This is a genomic window from Sphingomonas sp. SP4, assembly GCF_058313375.1.
On record NZ_JBZFLE010000002.1, the window covers coordinates 202,689 to 221,968 of the forward strand.

The following is a 19,280-nucleotide window of genomic DNA, read 5'->3' on the forward strand; positions in this document are numbered from 1 at the left end:
CCGCGCCTGCAACTAAACGCCTAGCAGATGATCTTCGGCGCCCACTTATCGCACTATCCACCGCGAAGTTGGCGCATGACCATCGCACGAATTTGCCGATGATTAGCGCTAGCGGGCGCACCGAGTATTCCCCGCTGCTCCTCTGGCAAGTGCGCTAAAGGATGGCCGCGCGAACGAAATACATAATGGTCGAAGAAAGATCGCCAAGCTGCTCGTTCCGCCTCGGGACGTTCGGCGATAGCCGTCATCGCAAGCATCATGGTTGTGTAAGGCGCGTCGAGGCCTGAACTGAAGGCATCCCACCAATAGTTCACCAACATGTTGCTCGGCTCGATCGCTTCGACCTGGTGCCACCAGAGCTTGGGCAGATACAGTGCGTCGCCAGGCCCGAGCTCTGCAACAAAATGAGAGTCCCGAATAGATTCGAAGTCAGGATAGCGAGGATCGCCGCTTTTGCTCCCTGTCGCCAAGGCAACGGGTGGACCGGCCATCGTGAAATCGATTGGGCCGACGTACAGGTTGGCGATCGCTTCAGGCCGATAGAGTGTGAAGCGCCTTCGTCCAGCGACCACGCAAGCCATGTTGTCGAACGTGTCGTAGTGGCAACTTACGAAAGACGCGCTTCCCAACCAAAGCAAAGGGCGGACCGTCGACGGGACGATATCGAGCCGATTTTGTTCAGCAAAGCCGGGAACATGGTTGTCCGCGGGTATCGAGCCGAAATAGACTGAAGCAGCCTCGGAATCGCTTGCCAGCGCCTCCATCCTTGCGAGCACATCCGTCAGCCGCATGTCACGGCGTTCGAAGTTGAAACCCTTGAAGTCGTCCGAATAAAAATAGCGGCCGGCGATTGAGGGCGGACCGATGAAGACCTCCGCGAGAGCCCCGCAGTCGAGCCCTTGCAGGTATTCTGCAAAGGCATCCCATGATTGCGCCGCCGCTTGAACAACTGGCCAGTCGGCACATAGCCCTCGGATAATGATGGGCTCGCCATGCTCTGCCACTGCGGATCGGAAGCCGTCCGAATCCAGGGCAGGATCGTATCGCATCTCCTGAACGTGATAGTCCATGTTCAGTGTCTTGCTTGCTCTGTAAGCCGGTCATTGCGGCGGCTTGCCAATATCGGGATCTGCCGTAGCGATCCCGCGACGCAGTAAGCCAGCTGCAGATATCCGTTGCGGAACAGCGACAGAGCGGTGGAATCATCGAGTTCCGCGATCGCGTCGAGGCTAACCGAATACAGGCCTTCGAGCTGTAGAACTTCGCCGTCATCAAACCGCAGCGAGATGTCGATCGGCTCTATAATTCGAAGCTGCACCAGAGTGCGGATGAAGGCATCGGTCTCCTCCGCACCACGTACAAGCAATCCAAGCGCACGTTGGATCCGTCGCATCGGGTCAGTCGGTGCGCCGTCGTCGTCGAATAGCGGCTCTCCGTCCGTATAACTTAGGCGTGGAGAGTCCGGGTCGATTGCGATCTCCTCACCAGCAACGAAGAAACCTTGGCGTTCGATATCGAGAGGTCGAAAGCCGCTATCGCCACTCCGTTCGCCGCTGATCAGGTTTTCGCCTGGCCGGAAGCCGAATAGCGCGCCGACGATGAAGCCGCCCGTCTCGGGGTTCTTCGTGAACAGGATGGGACAACAGGCGGCAGCCGACGAAAATTCCGAAACGACGATTTGGACGAAGTGAGGAATCTCAAGCTTCACGGGTCCGAGACGCAGGCCTGCGTGCGTGTCCGAATTCAGAATGTCCAAGTCCGCCAATGGCCCTCCCCCAAAGTCCATGCGTGTTTCGTACGTAGCGCATGCGACCACCGCGCGCACTTCGAAAGTGTCGCATTTTCAATATCAAAGCACCATTAAAAACTCAGACATTTTTTTCTTGATAGCGCTAACAGTTATGATAGCGTTAGCTGGAGTCGAAGACTCGTCTGGGGAGAGGAGTCTGTAACACCGCGTTTCGTGGTGAGCGTCTTTCTGCGCCGTTTTTCCCCAGAACCTGACGTTTTTTGAGCTGGCGTGTGGCTGGCTTTGGCCGGTCTTCGTCGTCGAGAGGAGGGGGCGTAGATGAACAGGGATCGTTGCAGCACTCAGACAAAAGAAACTCAAAATCGAGTGGCATGGCGGCGAATGATGCTCGCTTGCACGCCGAGTCTTCTTGCACTGATTGCGGCGGCTCCTGCCGACGCAGAGTCGGCTAAAAAGTCCCACCACAAGGGACAGCAATTGGCGTTGGCCGATGCAGCGGCCGTAGCTCCGACCTCGAGCGATTCAGCCTCGAGCACCGCAACTTCGAGCACCTCGGCAGCGCAGCCAGCGAATGATGCCGCAGCTCAGCCAACAACCACCGCCCCTGATCAAGTCACGGCGATGGACCAAAACAATCAGGCCCAGCCGATTATCATCACGGGCCTAAGGGGTTCGCTGCAGCGGAGCATCAATGCGAAGCGCAATGCGCCAGGCGTGATGGACACAATCTCCGCCGAAGACATCGGCAAGTGGCCCGATGCGAACGTGGCAGATGCGCTGCAGCGCGTGCCCGGCGTTTCCATCCAGCGCGTCGGCGCCCGCGGCGAAGCCTCTGGAATCACCGTTCGCGGCTTCGGCGGCGATTTCAACGACACCCTATTCGACGGCCGCCATGTCTCCACGGTTGCCACGGATCGAAATGGCAATGCCAGCCGAGCGGTAGACTTCACTACGCTCGGCGCCGATTTCGTCGGCCAGGTCAACGTGCTCAAAACGCCCGACGTCGAATTATCGACGAGCGCAATTGGTGCAACGGTCAACGTTCTGCTGCCAAAGCCGTTCGACTATACGGGCCTCAAGGTTGCCGCTTACCTCGGGGGATCGCTTCAGTCTCGCGACAAGAGCGTCAGGCCGAGGGCCGGCGTGCTGGTCAGTGACACCTTTGCCCACGACACCGTGGGTATCTTGGCGTTTGCGACCTACACGAGAGAGGATACGGAGTCTAACCACGTGTTCATCCCGGGTTGGATCGGGAATCATTTCGCACCCTGTCAGGCCGGTCCGATCAACCTGACCTGTATTCCCACTAACGACCCGACCAGTACCGCAGGGGCCGATCCGAACAACGTTAAGTCGGTGCTGGGGTGGTTCCCGCAGCAAATCGGGGCCGAGCAGGTAACGACCTCCGACGAGCGCTTCGATGGTCGACTGGCCCTGCAGTGGCGGCCGAGCGACGACGTTCTTCTCACGATCGACGACAACTTCACTAAGCAAAATGTGAAGTCGAAAAGCTACGGTTATGCAGCGTGGTTCAACGGTGACGATCTTCGGAACGTCAAATACGATTCCAGCGGGTCAGTGATCGATTTCAATCAATTCGGCACACCGATGGATTTCAATGCGAATGACACGAAAGCTGTCACGCGGCGGAATCAACTCGGAGGCAATTTGAAATGGAGCGCGACGGAGCATCTGGAATTCGAAGCCGATGGCTCGTGGGGTAAATCTGTCTTCAATCCTGGCCACAATGGCCACAACGACAGCATGGACATCGGCTACGGCGGGTATAACACAGTTAGCTCGAACCCGTTCGATCCGATCTGCGTCACCGCTGAGTTCGCAAGTTCCGGCGGGTGCGTCAGCACCATTCTTGGGGCACCCACCGGTGTCCAGATTAATGGGCCGAGCAGCAGCGATCTACCGGCCGTTCACGATGTCGGTCCCGCGAACAACACTTCCGAATTCCTGGACACGTCGCAGATGGGCTCGCACGTCATCGTGCGCTTCCGCAACTACGCCACGAACACTGTCAAGCAGGCCAGATTGGCCGGCCGGTGGGAGCAGGAAAACTTCAAGATTACCTTTGGCGGACAATACGTCGACAACAAGTTCCACACGGAGAACGCGAACACGTTCGCAAACGGCGTTTTCGCGAGCTTCGCTGGATACGGTGCGCCGTCTGGGCGAACGAGCGGATTGTGGCCGCTGCCCACTGACGCTTTCCACGGCACAATAAGTACGTCCGGATTCATCCCGGGCTATGGAAATAGTGCGCTCGCTCCAGGTTTCGTGCGCTACGATCCCTATGCGATCTACGCAGCGCTCGAGGCTGCCGGCCACAATACGGAACCTGGATTTGATCCAGGCAGCGTCCTCGATGTCGACGAAAAGACCCTCTCAGCCTTCATGAAGGCGACGTTCGTGACTGACATTGCGGGCATGCCATTTCACTTCAACGCCGGGCTTCGCGAGGAGCGAACCAAGGTGAATGTTTCGGCGATCGGGCAAACCATCACCGCGCTAGCCGTGGATCCCGGCGACCCGACCCTGATCACGCCCACATTTGCGTTCGGGCCGGTCAGCAGCAATTCGAAATATTCCTACTTGCTGCCGAGTGTCGACATGAGGCTCGACATCACGTCGCAGTTGGTCGCCCGGCTTAGTGCATCGCGGACACTGACTCGGCCGCTGCTTCCCAATCTGAAGCCGACGATCAACTATGGGTCATTGCGGAGAGGGTCGCTCTCGGGGAGCGGCGGAAATCCCGATCTGAAGCCCTATCTCTCCGACAACTTCGACGCCACGTTGGAGTGGTATTATGCACCGAACTCCTACGTCGCGATCGATGGTTTCTACAAACACATCACCAACTTCATCGTTGGCGGCGTCCGTCAGGAGTCTTTCGCGGGGATCATAGATCCCTTCACCGGCCAGGAAGCTATCTTCAACATCACCGGGCAGGTGAATGGGCCCGACGCAAATGTGAACGGCGTGGAAATCGCGCTGCAGCATGTGTTTGGAAACAGCGGCTTCGGCGTACAGGCCAATGCGACCTTCGTGGGAAGCAATCGCAAGTTCCCGACCAGTGATGTCTCCGGTGCTGCATTTGCGATCACGGGCCTCGCCAACTCGGCCAACTTCGTCGGCTTCTATGACAAGCATGGGTTCCAGGCTCGTGTCGCCGTCAACTGGCGTGACTCGTACCTCCTGGGCCTTGGGCAGGCGCAGGGTGGCACGTTCGGCGCCGAGCCTGTTTACGTGGACAAGCAGCTGCAGGTCGATGCTTCCGCAAGCTACGACATTACGCGGCAGTTCAGCGTGTTCGGGGCTGTGACCAACATCAACAATTCCGATTACAGCACTCATGGCCGGTTCTCGGACCAGCCGCTGGACATCTGGAACTATGGTCGCCGCTACACGGCGGGCGTGCGGTTCAAGCTGGCTGCTTCTCCGCCTCCGCCACCGCCGCCTCCTGCGCCGCCACCGCCTCCGCCGCCCGCGACGCAGACCTGTCCGGATGGATCGGTGATCGAGGCCACGGCGACGTGCCCGCCGCCGCCACCGCCTCCGCCGGCTGCGCCCGAGCGCGGTTAGTCGATGTTTTCTTCGTGCCGGACACGATCCCCTCGTCCGGCAACAACGCGGGGGATGTCGCAGTGATTGACATCTCCCGCTTTTTTGAGTGCGCTAAGGAATGGCTAAACCGGTCAAACGGGTCGTAATTGTCGGCGGGGGCACTGCCGGCTGGCTCACTGCTGCGGTGATCGCCGCGAAACACAAGAGCCGGATGGCGGGCGGATTCAGCGTAACGCTAGTGGAGTCCCCAAACACGCCGATCATCGGCGTCGGAGAAGGGACTTGGCCGACCCTGAGAACGACCTTGTCTCGTGCAGGGGTGTCGGAAACCGAGCTGTTTCGTGAATGCGATGCGGCCTTCAAACAAGGCGGGCGCTTCGTCGGCTGGACGACTGGGTGGCCGGACGACGCATATTATCATCCATTGATGCTTCCTCAGAGCTTCGATGAGCTGAACCTGGTACCCCATTGGCTTGCCCATCAGAATGGAGTGAGTTTCTGTGACGCCGTCTGTCCCCAGGGGCGCATCTGTGATGCCGGCCTGGCGCCGAAGACCATATCCACGCCTGAGTACCAGGCCATTGCCAATTACGCCTATCACCTCGACGCAGGTAAGTTCGCGCCCTTCATGCAGCGCCACTGCACCGAAAGGTTGGGCGTCAAGCATGTGCTTGCGGACGTAACGCACGCCGTGCGCGCGGAGAACGGAGACATCAGCAAGATCGTTACAGAGCAAGCCGGCGAGATTGAGGGCGACCTTTTCGTCGACTGCAGCGGCTTCCGAGCGCTCCTGATCGGAAAGGAGATGGGCGTTGGCTTCAAAGACTGCAGCGACGTACTCTTCTGCGATACCGCCATGGCGGTCCAGGTGCCGTACGACAGTCCCGCTGATCCGGTAACGACGCACACCACCGCTACTGCCCAATCGGCCGGATGGATTTGGGACATCGGGCTCCCGAGCCGCCGGGGCGTGGGCCATGTCTATTCCAGCAGCCACATTTCCGATGACGAAGCCGAGCGCGAACTAAGGGCCTACATCGGTCCAGCCGCAGATAAGCTATCCGTGCGGAAGATCCCTATCCGCGCCGGACATCGGGAAACGTTCTGGAAGGGCAACTGCGTCGCTATTGGCTTGGCCTCCGGTTTCCTGGAACCGCTCGAATCTTCGGCCATCGTGCTGGTCGAGCTTTCGGCGAAGATCATCGCGGAGCAGATGCCCGTATGTCGTGAGGTGATGGACGTCGTCGCCTCGAGATACAACGCGACCACGCATTACCGCTGGGGACGCATCATAGACTTCCTCAAATTGCATTATGCGATCACCAAGCGACGGGACACGCCATTTTGGCGCGACAATGCCGACCCAACGACCATGCCCGAACGTCTCAAGGACCTGCTCGAGCTTTGGCGGTACCAATCACCGTGGTTTCACGACGAGTTCGACCGCGTCGAGGAAGTGTTTCCGTCGGCAAGTTACCAGTACGTGCTGTACGGCATGGGCTTCGAGACCGAGGTCGAGAAAGACGCGATCGCTGGCGAAGCGCGACTGGCCGAACGCGCATGGCGCGAGAACGCGAAATACACCGAACAATTCCGGGGCGCCCTGCCGCGCCACCGTGATCTGCTAAACAAGGTTGCCGAGTTCGGTCTTCAACCTGTTTGATTTCGTCGTTTCAGCCGCGCCCCAAACTGCCGCTCACTGCAGCTGATACATTGCGCTTCCGTGTGCAGGCAGCTTCACGTGGAGCGAACGCGTCGAGACTGGCTGGCCCGACCATACATCGACTGCCGAGTGCGCACTTGGGATGTTTAGAGACTTCCAATCGATCTCGACCGCTGATTCATTAAGGTTGAACAACGCAACGTAGCGCGTCGGCCGATCGCGAGGGCCAGCCGAAGCCAACCAAACTCTGATCCCCCTTAGGTCACTGGGCAGATTGGAAATGGGATGGCTTTCCCAGCTCTGCTGGTTTGCGGCAATTACTCGCTTGTTCGTGAGCAGCGACCGCGTGAACGGATCGAGCATCGTGAGGTTCGCGCCAAGAATGAGCGGCGATCGGCCGATCGCCCACAGGCTGAACTGAGTGCGCTGTTCGTCCCGGGAAAGTCGCGAGCTGCGTGGATCGCCCATGCCGGGGCTCGGGCGCAGCTCACCAAGCGGAAGCATGTCGGCGTCCGGCCAATTACCCGGTCGGGAATATCGGTTCCATTTCGCGAGGTTGTCGAACGCTGTGTCGACGCCGCTCGGATAGCCATCGGTCTGGGGGTTGTACGGGAAATGCCAGCCATCCCAAATGTCGTTGGAGATGCGCCACATTTGACCATAGCGGGCAATTTCGTCGCCGTGCTCGAGCCGGGTTGGGCCAGGTGAAAGGCTCAGGACGATCGGCCGTCCGGTCTTCGCAATGGCTCGGGAAATCTGCCTTATCTCGCTCACCTTGTACGGGTGGTCGGCGATGCAATCGACCTTCAGGAAATCCACTCCCCAGCGAGCGTAAAGGCGCATCATGGAATCGTAATATGCTTGTCCCGCGTCATTATCGCGGATGCCCCAATTGCTGTCGTCCCAACCGCAGGCATCCGACGTATCGGCCGCGTCCGTCGCGTGGAAGGGGCTGCCGGCAATGGGCGTGTTGCGTTCAACCGCGTTACGCGGAATGCCGCGCATGATGTGAAATCCGAACTTGAGACCGAGGCCGTGCACCCAATCTGCTAGCGGTTTGAACCCTTCGCCGTCGCGAGAAGATGGGAAGCGGTTGAGCGTCGGAATCAAAAGGCCATTGCCGTCGATCTGCAAATCACGATCAATCCGCGTCTTTCCCGCGGGATTGGTCATGTACCAGCCCATGTCGATAACCGAGTAGGTCCAGCCATATTGCTTGATCGAGGCGAGAGCCTTCGTGTTCGCTCGATAGTCGGCCTCACCGATCGTCAGGCCGAACGCATCCCAGCTGTTCCATCCCATCGGTGGCCTGGATGCTAGTGTCTGACCGCTAGCGCTCGTCGTAGCCGTGGTCGCCAACAGGCTGAGCAACGAGAGTAGCAAAATGCGCAATGTAGAGCCCACTCTCGCCCCCCCCCTGTGCAGAACTATTGAAGCTGGACCACGGCGACTGATTTTGGCGGCAGGTTGAAGACCAGCCTTCCGTCGTTCGGGCGGCCAGAAAATGGTTTCGGCACAACCTGGCTTGGAGCGGCGAAGCTATTGTGCGCGTCGACCGCGGCGGCTGTCAGGACTTCTCCTGTGGCGGAGCGCACGCCCTTGCCGTCAATCGCCACGCTGACCTGCGTTGCCTGATTGGGATCTACGTTGACCAGTGACAGCCAGAGCCGTCCCGTTCTGTCGCGCGCCGCCACGGCATCAACCTTGGGCAGGCGAATGTCGCCAAACACGTAGTCCCCAGAGTCGAAGCTAACCGGAACCAGCGTTGCACCCTGGAAGGGCACGTACATCCGATAGACATGATAAGTCGGCGTCAACAGCATTCGCGGCCCGTCGGTCAGGATCATCGCCTGAAGCACGTTGATCATCTGAGCGATGTTTGCACCGCGAACTCGGTCCGCATTGCGCATGAATATGTTGAGGTTGAGGGCCGCGATCACGGCGTCGCGAAGCGTGTTTTGCTGCTGCAGGAAGCCGGGGTTGCTACCCGGGTTGGGGTCTGCCCAGATTCCCCATTCGTCGACATAGAGCCCGACTTTCTTGTCAGGGTCATATTTGTCCATGATCGCCGATTGCTTGGCGACCCAATCTTTCATCTTCAGCGTTGCATTGATGGCTTTGGCATATTCGTCCTCGCCGAAGCCGACGCTGGGCCCCTTCTTCTCCCAGCTGTTTGGGATGGTGTAACCATGGAGGGAAACGCCCTCGAGATCCCAGCTCCAGACTTTCTCTTTCCACGCTTTCATGACGGCGTCGGTGTAGTCGCTGTTGCCGCTGTCCCAGCCAACCGCAATCCGCTTCATCGTCTCCGGTCCCGATTGCTGCGCCGGATTGTAGTTCCGCGTGTAATGCGCGAACCGCTTCATCTCTTCGACATAGTGGTCCGCCGTCATCGCGCCGCCGCATCCCCAGTTCTCGTTCCCGAGACCGAGATATTTGATCTTGTAGGGTGCGGGATGCCCGTTGGCAGCTCGCTGCTTGGCAAGCGTGGTGGGCTGCACGGACGTCATATATTCGAACCAGTCGGCGGCCTCCTGGACCGTGCCGGATCCGACGTTCTCGGAAATGAAGGCCTCGGCTCCAACCTGGCTCAGGAAGTCGAAATATTCCTCGGTGCCGAAGCTGTTGGGCTCGATCACATTACCCCAGTCGGGATTGAGTGTTGCAGGCCGCTGCGCTCGTGGGCCGATGCCATTGAGCCAGTGATAATTGTCCCCGAAGCAGCCGCCGGGCCAGCGAATGTTCGGCACACGGATCGCGCGCAATGCTCGGACCACATCGCTGCGAATGCCGCGGACATTCGGAATGGATGAGTCCGGTCCAACCCAGATGCCATCATAAATGCCGCTGCCGAGATGTTCCGCGAACTGACCGAAAATGTCTGGATCGATTGCGGGACCGCGCTGCGTGCTGTTCACTTCGACACGAGTGACGCTGGGCTGTGCCGCCATCGCGGACAAGGATGTGAGCAGGAGGCTTGGGGCGACTGCTACGAAGGCGACGCGTCTCGCGAACTTTGGAACCAACGTTACTCCCCTCAAAGAACTCGGCCAAAAATGGATTTAGTTGGAGACGCCGACGGTATCCAAACTAGCGGAGGCTCGCTCGGCACCGAGCACGTTCGTGGGACGCGAGCCCCACAGTGCGTAGTAAAACACGAAAAGCTCACAAGCGGCGGTGAGAAAGAAAGATCGCTGAATTCCAAACTGGTCGGCGAGCTTGCCTTGCACGATCACAAGCGCTCCACCGGCAATTGCCCAGATCAGCCATCCCGAGCCTTCCTCGGTGAGGGGGCCAAGCCCGCGGATAGCCAAAGCGAAAATGGTCGGGAACATGATCGAGTGGAAGAAACCGACCGCCATGAGTCCGTACATCGCCGTCGGACCATGCGCCAGGATCGCGATCATCATCACGACGAACGCGCCGATAGAGAAGGCCGCAAGGACCTTTTCCGGCGCAATGGCACGCATCACAAACGCGCCAAGGAAACGGCCTATGGCCATCCCGCCCCACACGAACATCAGATAGTTCGCTGCTTGCTCGTGTGTGACATTGCCGATGTCCGGCTGGGACGCGAAGCTGATGAACAGGTTACCGACGCCGATTTCCGCGATCAGGTAGACGAAAATCGCGACCACTCCGAGCACGAGGTTGCGGTGGCGCCATAGCGACAGATGCTTGCGCGCCTCGGCATTCACTCGACGAGTAGCGGTGCCGAGCTCAGGCAAGCGGGCGCGCCAGATGATTATCGCGAGAATTGCCAAAACGGCCGCTACGATAAGGTAGGGAAGCTGCGTCGCCTGGGCGTCGGCCATCCTTTGGGCTTGGCTCAGCTTCGTGCTTTCCATGGTCGTTCCTGCGACGGTCCGCGCGAGGATCAGATGCTGTCCGTACGCGACCGCGAGAAGGTCGCCCGTGGTATTAAACGCCTGCACAAGGGTTAGCCTGGACTCTGACGTTTCGGGGGGACCGATCACTGCGACATAAGGGTTCGCCGCGACCTGCAGGATCGCAATTCCACACGACACCACGAACAGCGCAGCCAGTGTCACTTCATAGGACGGCAGCCTCGCCGCCGGGATCATCCCGAGCGACCCGATCGTCATGATAATCAGGCCCACAACCAATGCCTTGTGGTACCCGACCCGCTCGATCAGTTTCGCGGCCGGGATCGAAGCGACCAGATAACCAATGAACCAGGTTGATTCGATCAGTGTGGTTTGCGTGTAGTTGAGCTCAAACACGCTCCGCAGATGCGGGAGCAGCGTGTTGTTGATGACGGTGATGAAACCCCACATGAAGAAGAGGGTCGCCAACAACGCCAGCGCTGGTCCGTAGCTCGGGACGGCAGATCGCCCCGATTGCCGCTCGACCGTAACTTCGCTCATGCGCTCCCCTCCCCACGCAAAAAACCGCACACACAATAGTCTGAGTATTATGACGCGCAAGCGCGGTCCATCGACCTCGGATGCGTTACGATCATGGCCGCGTGACCAATCGGTTTGTCCAAGCTCCGGACAGCGCGATCATAACTTCGAGCAAATGTGTTTGCGCAACGAATAAGTCTGACTATTGCTGTCACCATGCAGAGTTCATCACGGCCGATTGTTGGAACTGCAAACCGGTCGTTGGTTTAGCCATGACGCTGCGTTTGTTGCAGCATCGTGGGGAAGATGGAAAGCGGTCGGTCTTGGTCAGCGACCATGGATCAACGCGCATTCTCAATGAGGTCCAGTCGATCCGAGAGCTGGCGCAGCACGCGATCGATACGAATTCCAGCATCGCCGATGCAATTTCCCGGCTGGGACTGGGTGCCGAGATCGACCCCGCAACCGAGCTTGCTGCCGGCCGCCTGCTTACGCCAATCGATCATCCGGATCCTGCCCATCTGATGATGTCCGGAACGGGGCTGACGCATCTTGGCTCCGCAGAGGCTCGCGATCAGATGCATAGCGTCGCAGCCGACAAGCAGACGGACTCGATGCGAATATTCATCGAGGGCGTTGAAGGGGGGAAGCCTCCTGAGGGAGAGGCCGGCTGCCAGCCTGAATGGTTCTACAAAGGAAACGGCTCACAGATCGTGGGATCAGGTGAGGCGCTCGCTCTGCCCGACTTCGCGGGAGACGGCGGCGAGGAAGCCGAGTTGGCCGGCATTTACCTCATCGGCCCTGACGGCACTCCGCACCGGATCGGTTTCTGCCTGGCAAATGAGTTCAGCGATCACGTCACCGAACGTCACAATTATTTGTGGCTAGCACATTCGAAGCTTCGCCAAGCGTCGCTCGGTCCTGAGCTGCTGGCCGGACCGCTGCCGGATCAAGTTGAGGGCAAGACCCGAATTTGGAGAAATGGTGCCGTCGCTTGGGAGAGTTCCTTTTTCTCCGGCGAGGCGAACATGAGCCACAGCATCGCCAATCTCGAATGGCATCATTTCAAATATCCGCAATTCTGCGTGCCCGGCGACATCCATGTCCATTTTTTCGGTACCGCCACGCTGTCGTTCAGCGACGGCTTTCGAACGGAGCACGGCGACGAATTCGAGATCGAGGCGGGCCCGTTCGAATTGCCTCTGCGGAACCAGCTTATCTCATCACACACGCAACCACCGCGCGTCAGAATGCTTTGAGGGGAGAGGGCATGAATTGGAGTGCGCTAATTGTCACCTTTGCAAGCGCTGTCGCGATGAGCGGATCCGTTAACGCGGCGACGGCTCGGCGTGAGCCCTTCGGATCGCTGCCGGACGGCACACCCATTGAGTCAGTCGTACTCAGCGGGGCGAACGGAGTCAGCGCGCGCATCATGACACTTGGGGCGGCCCTGCAATCATTGAATGGGCCGGATCGCGCAGGCCGAATTGCGGACGTCACGCTCGGCTACGATCAAGCTCGCACCTACGTCGAACATCCGAACTATTGGGGTCAGACGATCGGCCGATACGCCAACCGGATCGCTGGCGGCCGTTTCACGCTCGACGGGAAGACGTACCAACTCACCCAGAACGACAAGACGAATTCCCTTCATGGCGGCAGCGTCGGCTTCGACAAGCGGGTGTGGCAGATCATCGACGTCGGCCAGGCCAATGGTGTCGCCAAAGTGGTGCTCCGGCTTGTCAGTGCCGCAGGTGATCAGGGCTATCCGGGCACGCTGACCGTATCGACGACTTATACGCTCGACGACCATGGCTCACTGGCAATCGACTATGTCGCGACCACCGACGCGCCGACAATCGTCAATTTGACCAATCACGCGCTGTTCAATCTCGCAGGTGAAGGTGCTCCCGGTGGAGTTTTGACCCACCGACTCACGATCCCGGCGCGTCGCTACACGCCCGTGAATGCCTCCTTGATTCCGACTGGAGAGTTGCGTCCAGTCGCCGGAACTCCCTTTGACCTGACAAGTGGCCGCATTCTCGATGATGTGGTTCGCGACGGCCGCGATCCGCAGATCGTGATTGGCCGCGGCATCGATCACAATTACGTCCTGGATGCAGGGAAGACCGCAGAGCCCAAGCTTGTCGCAAAGCTCGAGGATCCTCGCTCGGGACGGGTACTCGAAGTGCTGTCGGACCAGCCCGGACTGCAGGTTTATACCGGCAATTTCCTCGACGGTACTTTGACCGGCAAGAACGGACATTTGTACCGGATGGGAGACGGTTTGGCGCTCGAGCCTCAATTGTTTCCTGACACGCCCAACCAGCCGGCATTCGGATCCGCACAGGTCGATCCAGGTAAGCCCTATCACCACCGGATGATCTACCGCCTATCGGTCGGCCCGACCGCGCGAAACTGAGCGATGACTGACTCGCCGCCTCCCAAACTTCGGTCGGCCAACTGGTTCGACAATCCCGATAACGTGGACATGACCGCGCTCTATCTGGAGCGCTATCTCAACTTCGGCATCACTGCGGAGGAGCTGCGTTCCGGCAGGCCGATTATCGGGATTGCTCAAACGGGCAGCGACCTCGCTCCCTGTAACCGGCATCATCTCGTCCTGGCGGAGCGCGTTCGCGACGGTATCCGCGACGCAGGCGGCATTCCTTTCGAGTTTCCAGTCCATCCAATTCAGGAGACGGGCAAACGGCCGACGGCGGGACTGGACCGCAACCTTGCCTACCTGGGCCTTGTCGAAGTGCTTTTCGGTTATCCGCTGGACGGTGTGGTCCTGACGATCGGCTGCGACAAAACAACCCCTGCCTGCCTGATGGCTGCAGCGACAGTGAACATCCCGGCGATCGCCCTCTCCGTAGGCCCGATGCTCAACGGGTGGCACAATGGGCAGCGCACGGGCTCCGGTTCGATTGTGTGGAAGGCCCGAGAGCTTCTCGCCGCGGGCAAGATCGATGCGCAACGTTTCATCCGCCTGGTCGCATCGTCCGCGCCTTCGACCGGATATTGCAACACGATGGGCACGGCGACGACCATGAATTCGCTTACCGAAGCGCTTGGCATGTCGCTGACCGGTTCGGCAGCAATCCCCGCCCCCTATCGTGAGCGTCAGCAGAACGCTTACGAAACGGGCAAGCGCATCGTCGAGATGGTCCGTGAAGACCTCAAACCCTCGGACATCCTCACTCGCGAAGCGTTCCTGAACGCCATCGTCGTCAACTCAGCGATCGGCGGGTCGACCAACGCGCCGATCCACATAGCGGCGATCGCGCGCCACATTGGGGTCGATCTCAGGATCGACGATTGGCAGGAATATGGCCTCGACGTTCCGCTCCTCGTTAATCTCCAGCCAGCGGGAGAATATCTCGGCGAGGATTACTACCGTGCCGGCGGCGTGCCGGCCGTCATTTCGCAACTGATCAACCAAGGATTGATCCGGGAAGAAGCACTCACGGTGACGGGGCGCACGATCGGCGACAATTGCCGGGGTTCGGAGATCGAGAACGAAGAGGTCATTCGACCCTTCGCCCGCCCGCTCAAGGCACAGGGAGGGTTCATCGTGCTGCGCGGCAACTTGTTCGACAGCGCAATCATGAAGATCAGCGTGATCAGCGATGAGTTTCGGCAGCGCTATCTTTCGAACCCGGACGATCCCGATGCGTTCGAAGGGCCCGCGGTCGTGTTCGATGGACCGGAAGATTATCACGCGCGGATTGACGATCCCGCGCTGAACATCACCCCGCAGACTCTGTTGATCATGCGCGGCGCCGGCCCGATCGGTTATCCGGGAGCGGCTGAAGTCGTGAACATGCGCGCGCCGGCATATCTCATTGCCGAGAACGTACATGCGCTTCCCTGCATCGGCGACGGGCGTCAGTCGGGAACCAGCGGATCGGCTTCGATTCTCAACGCTTCGCCTGAGGCTGCGGCCATGGGCGGGTTGGCCTTGTTGCGAACCGGCGATCGAGTCCGTGTGGATCTTGGCCGCGGCACCTGCGACGTTCTGATTGACGACGATGAGCTTAGTGCTCGCCGCGGCGAACTCGAGGCCAATGGCGGGTACCAGTATCCCCCCTCGCAGACGCCCTGGCAGTCAATTCAGCGGGCGCTCACGGGCCAGCTTGAGAGCGGCGCGATCCTCGAAGGCGCCGACAAATTCCAAAAGGTCGCTCAAACTTACGGAGTGCCTCGGCACAATCACTGAAGTCGAAGGGGGAGATTGATTGTGGGTCTTCATTTCGCAAGCAAGCGCTTAGCAATTGTCGTGGGAAGGCAGCTTGGCAGATTAAGCGCCGGCGTTGCCATCGCCATCGCGTGGTCGACAGCGGCACAAGCTCAAGATGCTCGCATGACGCCACTGCCGACGCCGGCCCAGCAGGACGCAATCGCGTTGGGCACCGGGCCGCTCCCTGGCGGCACCGTCACCGAAAGCTGGTATCGGCAGTACGAAAAGGCGTTTGCACGGAACGTCACTGTTGCAACTCTGACGCCGTTTCTGCCTGACCCAGCAAAGGCGACCGGCACGGCAGTTATCGTCGCGCCTGGCGGAGGCTTCCGCTCACTCTCGATGGAAAACGAAGGCTCGGATGTAGCGCGTGCACTCGCCGCAAAGGGCGTGGCAGCGTTTGTCCTCAAATATCGCCTCGTTCAAACACCGGCGACGTTGGACGCATTTGGAAAGGCGATGGCGGCGATGTTCGCCGGAGCCGGTCGGCGGCCTCCTTCGTCGAACGATCCGGTGACCGAGCTCGCGCCACAGCTTGCGGACTCGCGGGCTGCATTTGCGCTCGTTCGGAAGCGCGCGAACGAGTGGCATGTCGACCCGAACCGGGTCGGAATGGTTGGCTTTTCGGCAGGCGCAATGCTGACGCTGCAAACGGCGCTTCACGTACCGGAGGCCAAGCCGGCTTTCATTGGCCTCATCTATGGCCCGCTTCAGCCAGTGGCCGTGCCGCCTGATGCGCCGCCGATGTTCGTGGCGCTCGCCGCGGACGACCCGATTTTCGGCGGCAGCGGAACGGGTCTGATCCAGAGCTGGATGACCGCCAAGCGCCCAGTCGAATTCCACCTCTATGAGCAGGGCGGACACGGCTTCGGGATGTATCCGAAGACGACGACAAGCACCGGATGGTTCGACGCCTTCGTGCGCTGGATCGGCATGCACGGGTATCTTACGCCCGCGCGTTGAATCCTACTCGGGCAGTTTTAGCTGGCCGGAGACCGAGAAGTCTCCGCTTACGAGCGGCAACCCCGATCCTGGCTGCCCCCCGCCGATGGATAGGTTGTAGGTCCCCGCTGGAACGATGATGTCGCCTTCAGACGTAACCATGCTGAGGTCGCGCGACTGAAGGTCGAAGGTGACGGTTTCGCTGGATCCCGGCTCAAGATGAACTCGGCGGAAGCCGCGGAGCGCTCGGATCGGTGCGCCCGGCAGGTTGGGGAATGTCAGGTAAAGTTGCACCACCTCGTCTCCGGCGAGCTTGCCGCTGTTGGCGACTGTGGCGGTCACCTTCAGTGGCTGCCCGGCACGGATCGGTGCCTGCGGTAGTGTGAGATTGTCATATTTGAAGCTGGTGTAGCTCAGGCCGTAGCCGAAGGGCCAAAGCGGCTTGCCTGTGAAGTACCGGTAGGTCCGCTCCTTCATCGAGTAATCCTCGAAATTCGGAAGCTGATTCACGTCCTCGTAGAAGGTAACCGGCAGGCGTCCTCCCGGGTTGTTCGCACCGCTCAGCGTGTTTGCGATTGCTCGTCCGCCTTCTTCACCCGAATACCAGGCTTGAAGAACCGCGTTGGCGTGTTCCTTTTCCCACCGAGCAGCTAGAGCGCTTCCGCTCATCAATACGACGACCAGCGGCTTTCCACTGGACGCGACCGCCTTCAGAAGCGCTTGTTCAGGTGCGGGAATGTCTAGGCTGGTCCGGTCGCCGCCTTGGAATCCAGGCTCACTGACAGGCATCTCCTCACCCTCGAGCGCGCTGGTGATGCCCACGACGGCGACGACCACGTCAGCCTGTTCGGCCGCTTTGATAGCCGCGAGATCCGGACTGTCGTCGACCGGCGCCCATATCGATCTGATCGATGGAGACTCGTCGCCGCGATGCTCATAGGTGACGGAGAGCTTGACCGGCTCACCTTTCTCCAAGCGGACTCTGCCGAGGCTCGTTCCGCCGTAGGTTTGCGCAATCATCCGATCGCCGATGGTAAGGCGCGCGGTCCCGTTTGCCTCAACCCCCAGCCGGTAATCACCCGTGGCCGGCGCCCGGATCAGACCCGTCCAGCGGACGTTGAACTCCTTGCCGCGAAGCGAAGCAGGCAGCGAAGCGGCGTCGATCGTCGCACCCCGTTCGACCCTCGAGACCACGGGTGCGTTCTTCGGGTCCTGTCCTGGACGGTATTCCGCCTCCAATCCGGGCTGACCCGTCGCCGTGGTAAGCGCACTCAGCGGAAGCGGCTTACCCGTGTTAGATAGGAACTGCGTACCGGGGACGTAGGTGATTTTGGCGCCCGGGAACGCGGCCCTCATTCCCTCCATGACCGACACGACCTTAGTCGGCATGCCGTGATAATTGCCGAGCAGCACGTCAGTCTGTTCGGCCAGGGGACCGACCACTGCGATGCGCTTCGCGCCCTTGAGCGGCAGTACGCCATCGTTCTTGAGGAGCACTATCGATTCCTCGGCGAGCTTGAGCGCGAGCTGTCCGTGTGCAGGGCTATCCAGTTCGCTTTCGGGAATTCGGCCGTATGGATCTACTCCCGGCGGGTCGAACATCCCAAGCCGCATCCGGGCGGTGAACAGGCGGGTCAGCGCGGTGTCTACCGAGGTTTGCGGCAGATACCCTTTGCGCATGGCGTCGACATAAGGCTGATAATCGTCACGCCCTTTCACCTCGCCGAAGGTGATGCACTCATTGTCCATGCCGCGCGTCAGAGAGACCGCCGTCGCTTCCGGTTGGCTCGTGCGGAAGCGATGGCCCTCGTAGATGTCGTGAACCGCACCACAATCGGAAACGACGTAGCCGCCAAATTTCCACGCCCCGCGCAACGTGTGCTGCAGCAGAAACTGGCTGGCGCAGGCCGGTTCGCCATTGATCGAGTTGTACGCGCACATCACCGAGCCGGCGCGACCTTCCACCACCGCGGCGCGAAAAGCCGGTAAGTAGGTATCTAACATATCGTGCTTGCTCACATCGACGTCTGCGATGTGACGGGTCGGCTCCGGCCCGCTGTGGACTGCGTAGTGTTTGGGCGTAGAGATCGCGCGGTAGTAATTTGGATCCGTTCCCTGCATGCCGGTGACATAGGCCACAGCCATGCGGCCGGTCAGGAACGGGTCCTCGCCATAAGTTTCCTGCCCTCGTCCCCACCGCGGATCGCGGAAGATGTTGATGTTGGGCGCCCAGAAATCGAGGCCTTCGAAGGTGGTCGAATGACCCTTGCGCATGGCTTGCGCGTGTTTGATCCGGCCCTCTACGGCGATGTATTCCGCCATCTGGCGAATGCCGGGCGTATCGAAGGTCGCGGCGAGGCCGATCGGTTCGGGGAAGGCTGTCGTTCCTTTGACCGCGACGCCATGAAGCGCTTCGCTCCACCAGTCATAAGCGGGTACTCCGAGGCGCGGAATGGCTCGCGAATGATTGACAAGCTGCGACGCCTTTTCCTCTGCTGTCATGCGGTGGACGAGGTCCGCCGCCCGAGCCTCCGCCGACAACTTCGGATTCAAATAGGATGGCTCGGCAGGGTTTCCTGGTGCGGCCCCATCCGCAGTTGCACTCATGGTGAGTAGCCAAAGTCCGATAGAGCTCACGCCGATCACTAGCTCGCCCCCAATTGTCTGAGTTAATGCTCTGGCAAAATCGATTGTTATTGGCAACGTTGAGGTGAAAGAGAGGAGTCTGTGACGTCCTAA

At 59.9% G+C, this 19,280-nt stretch carries 12 protein-coding genes; 6 read left to right on the forward strand and 6 right to left on the reverse strand.

Features of this window, described 5'->3' with window-relative positions:
• Positions 1-53: 53 nt before the first annotated feature.
• Both AC4GYV_RS10300 and AC4GYV_RS10305 read right to left on the reverse strand, forming a co-directional pair.
• Positions 54-1,070 carry a cupin-like domain-containing protein gene (locus AC4GYV_RS10300; RefSeq protein ID WP_491100622.1) on the reverse strand — a complete coding sequence of 339 codons (1,017 nt, stop codon included), beginning with the start codon at positions 1,068-1,070 and terminating at the stop codon, positions 54-56.
• A 2-nt stretch (positions 1,071-1,072) separates the two neighbouring features.
• Positions 1,073-1,765: a SapC family protein gene (locus tag AC4GYV_RS10305; RefSeq protein ID WP_491100623.1), complete on the reverse strand. Its 693-nt coding sequence runs from the start codon at positions 1,763-1,765 to the stop codon at positions 1,073-1,075.
• Between the two features lie 351 nt (positions 1,766-2,116).
• Here AC4GYV_RS10305 and AC4GYV_RS10310 point away from each other — a divergent pair, with 351 nt between their 5' ends.
• Complete coding sequence (locus AC4GYV_RS10310; RefSeq protein WP_491100624.1) at positions 2,117-5,344, forward strand: TonB-dependent receptor; 3,228 nt, start codon at positions 2,117-2,119, stop codon at positions 5,342-5,344.
• A gap of 100 nt (positions 5,345-5,444) precedes the next feature.
• The gene (locus AC4GYV_RS10315; protein ID WP_491100625.1) at positions 5,445-6,989 is read left to right on the forward strand and encodes a tryptophan halogenase family protein; all 1,545 of its coding nucleotides are present in this window, start codon (positions 5,445-5,447) and stop codon (positions 6,987-6,989) included.
• A gap of 33 nt (positions 6,990-7,022) precedes the next feature.
• On the opposite strand, the gene AC4GYV_RS10320 is transcribed toward AC4GYV_RS10315, so the two are convergent.
• The 3 genes from AC4GYV_RS10320 to AC4GYV_RS10330 form a co-directional block, all read right to left on the reverse strand.
• Positions 7,023-8,360 carry a glycoside hydrolase family 27 protein gene (locus AC4GYV_RS10320; protein WP_491100626.1) on the reverse strand — a complete coding sequence of 446 codons (1,338 nt, stop codon included), beginning with the start codon at positions 8,358-8,360 and terminating at the stop codon, positions 7,023-7,025.
• Between the two features lie 56 nt (positions 8,361-8,416).
• Positions 8,417-9,940, reverse strand: a complete 1,524-nt coding sequence (locus AC4GYV_RS10325) for an alpha-N-arabinofuranosidase (RefSeq protein ID WP_491100627.1) — start codon at positions 9,938-9,940, stop codon at positions 8,417-8,419.
• A gap of 111 nt (positions 9,941-10,051) precedes the next feature.
• Complete coding sequence (locus AC4GYV_RS10330) at positions 10,052-11,377, reverse strand: sugar MFS transporter (RefSeq protein WP_491100628.1); 1,326 nt, start codon at positions 11,375-11,377, stop codon at positions 10,052-10,054.
• A 251-nt stretch (positions 11,378-11,628) separates the two neighbouring features.
• Between AC4GYV_RS10330 and araD1 the strand changes: the two genes are divergently transcribed.
• From araD1 to AC4GYV_RS10350, 4 genes are all read left to right on the forward strand, one after another.
• The gene (gene araD1, locus AC4GYV_RS10335) at positions 11,629-12,615 is read left to right on the forward strand and encodes an AraD1 family protein (RefSeq protein WP_491100629.1); all 987 of its coding nucleotides are present in this window, start codon (positions 11,629-11,631) and stop codon (positions 12,613-12,615) included.
• 56 nt (positions 12,616-12,671) lie between these two features.
• Positions 12,672-13,778, forward strand: a complete 1,107-nt coding sequence (locus tag AC4GYV_RS10340) for an aldose epimerase family protein (protein ID WP_491100630.1) — start codon at positions 12,672-12,674, stop codon at positions 13,776-13,778.
• 3 nt (positions 13,779-13,781) lie between these two features.
• Positions 13,782-15,578, forward strand: a complete 1,797-nt coding sequence (locus tag AC4GYV_RS10345) for an IlvD/Edd family dehydratase (RefSeq protein ID WP_491100631.1) — start codon at positions 13,782-13,784, stop codon at positions 15,576-15,578.
• Between the two features lie 99 nt (positions 15,579-15,677).
• On the forward strand, positions 15,678-16,562 hold the full coding sequence (locus AC4GYV_RS10350) for an alpha/beta hydrolase (RefSeq protein WP_491101585.1): 885 nt from the start codon (positions 15,678-15,680) through the stop codon (positions 16,560-16,562).
• 3 nt (positions 16,563-16,565) lie between these two features.
• Here the strand turns inward: AC4GYV_RS10350 and AC4GYV_RS10355 are convergent, their stop codons facing one another.
• Positions 16,566-19,148 (reverse strand): glycoside hydrolase family 3 C-terminal domain-containing protein, encoded by a 2,583-nt coding sequence (locus tag AC4GYV_RS10355; protein ID WP_491100632.1) that lies wholly within the window; start codon positions 19,146-19,148, stop codon positions 16,566-16,568.
• Between the last annotated feature and the right edge of the window lie 132 nt (positions 19,149-19,280).

Excerpts from the sequence above, each read along its gene's own strand:
- AC4GYV_RS10300 (WP_491100622.1), bottom strand. The coding sequence starts at position 1,070 with ATGGACTATCACGTTCAGGAGATGCGATACGATCCTGCCCTGGATTCG.
- AC4GYV_RS10315 (WP_491100625.1), top strand. The coding sequence starts at position 5,445 with ATGGCTAAACCGGTCAAACGGGTCGTAATTGTCGGCGGGGGCACTGCC.
- AC4GYV_RS10325 (WP_491100627.1), bottom strand. The coding sequence starts at position 9,940 with ATGGCGGCACAGCCCAGCGTCACTCGTGTCGAAGTGAACAGCACGCAG.
- AC4GYV_RS10330 (WP_491100628.1), bottom strand. The coding sequence starts at position 11,377 with ATGAGCGAAGTTACGGTCGAGCGGCAATCGGGGCGATCTGCCGTCCCG.
- araD1 (WP_491100629.1), top strand. The coding sequence starts at position 11,629 with ATGACGCTGCGTTTGTTGCAGCATCGTGGGGAAGATGGAAAGCGGTCG.
- AC4GYV_RS10340 (WP_491100630.1), top strand. The coding sequence starts at position 12,672 with ATGAGCGGATCCGTTAACGCGGCGACGGCTCGGCGTGAGCCCTTCGGA.
- AC4GYV_RS10345 (WP_491100631.1), top strand. The coding sequence starts at position 13,782 with ATGACTGACTCGCCGCCTCCCAAACTTCGGTCGGCCAACTGGTTCGAC.
- AC4GYV_RS10355 (WP_491100632.1), bottom strand. The coding sequence starts at position 19,148 with ATGAGTGCAACTGCGGATGGGGCCGCACCAGGAAACCCTGCCGAGCCA.